Below are 1673 nucleotides of genomic sequence, written 5' to 3'. Positions count from 1 at the left end.
TTATAGATAGTTTAATCTTTTTCTTCAAAGAAAAAGTTATAAAAGATTAAAAGAAAAGCTTTTAATCTTTTTAATATTAGATTGAATAGATTTTACATAATTGCTTATGCCTAAATCTTTCTGGCTCAATCGATCACTTATTTAGATTTCAAAGATTGACTAATAAGATTTGAATAACAATACTAAGTTAAAAGAACAAAACAAAAAATCATTTTTAAAAGAAAAGTTTTTAAATTAAAAACAAGATTTATAAAAAAGCTTTTAGTTTTAAATTAAAAAATTAAGAAAGTTAAAAACTCAAATAATTTAAAAACTTAAAAATCTAAAATAAAGTTAATTTATAAAATCTACTCAGTTAGTGAAACTTTATAATTTAAAAGATTTTAAGTCCTTTTTTCAAAAAAGGAAATGAAAGTATAACCAATTAAACTTAAAGAGGGATTAAATAATATAAATATTTGGTAGGTTTTTGAAAATTTTGTATAAAAATATATTTTTAAAGATTATATAATTTAAAATTGCAAAAAGCAATCAGACTTAATTAAATATAAATTTAAAATAAGTATAATATTAAAACATTTTATATCAAAGGAAGAAAATGAAAAAAATATTTAGTGTTGTTTTAGTTGCCTTGATTGGCTTATTTTTAAACGCTTGCAATGATTCTAAAAACAAAGAAACAAATGCAAGCGTAGAATTAAAAGTTGGAACTGCCCCAAACTATAAACCTTTTAATTATAAAGAAAATTCAAAACTCACAGGCTTTGATACGGATCTAGTAGAAGAGATTGCCCAAAAAAATGGTATTAAAATTGTTTGGGTTGAAACCAATTTCGATGGGCTAATACCTGCTTTAAAAGCTGGTAAAATTGATATGATTGCCTCAGCTATGAGTGCAACGGATGAAAGAAGACAGAGTGTTGATTTTACTAAACCTTACTATATGAGTAAAAATCTTTATCTTAAACTAAAAAGTAACAATTTACTTCAAACGAAAAATGATTTAGAAGGTAAAAAAATAGGAGTTCAACTAGGAACTTTACAAGAAAATACTGCAAAAGCTATCAAAAATGCACAAGTGCAAAGTAATAAAGATTTAAATATTGCTGTTTTAGCACTAAAAAACAAGAAAATTGATGCTATTATCGCAGATGAAGATACTGCTAAAGGTTTTTTAGCTGAAAATCCAGACTTGATAAGTTTTTACCAAGAAATGGATGGTGGAGAAGGCTTTAGCTTTGCTTTTGATAAAAACAAACAAAAAGAATTGGTAAAAATTTTTGACAAAGGTATAGACGAGGTAAAAACCAATGGATTTTACAATACTTTGATGAAAAAATATGAACTAGAGTAAGCGTGAAAATTCACGCTTATACAACTTAAATCTTCGTTGTGTTTTGTAAAATAACATTTCATATAAATTTACTCCCATTAAATCAATTTTTTTATAAAATAAAATTTAAATTCAAACTATATAGTTTTATAATAATTAATATTTAATTATATTTTAAGTTTAAATATTTTAATATTCCGCTATTTTATTTTTATATTTTATATTATTATTAAAAAATAAATAATATGAAATTAATTTCAAAATAAACCATTTTAAATAAGGAAGGAGAAAAATATTTGAGTAAAAATATTATTTCAAATAAAGTGTCCATGGGGGGGGG

1 protein-coding gene is annotated in these 1673 nt (G+C 22.9%); it reads left to right on the top strand.

Annotated features, from left to right (window positions below; all coding sequences use genetic code 11):
• The first annotated feature begins 598 nt into the window (after window positions 1-598).
• Window positions 599-1354: a basic amino acid ABC transporter substrate-binding protein gene (locus AJ888_RS03855; RefSeq protein WP_052798497.1), complete on the top strand. Its 756-nt coding sequence runs from the start codon at window positions 599-601 to the stop codon at window positions 1352-1354.
• Window positions 1355-1673: the final 319 nt, after the last annotated feature.

This window comes from Campylobacter sp. BCW_6467, assembly GCF_001762855.1.
Lineage (GTDB): Bacteria > Campylobacterota > Campylobacteria > Campylobacterales > Campylobacteraceae > Campylobacter_D > Campylobacter_D jejuni.
The sequence above is the reverse complement of the archived record's forward strand: the minus strand, read 5'-3'. Positions and strand labels throughout refer to the sequence as shown.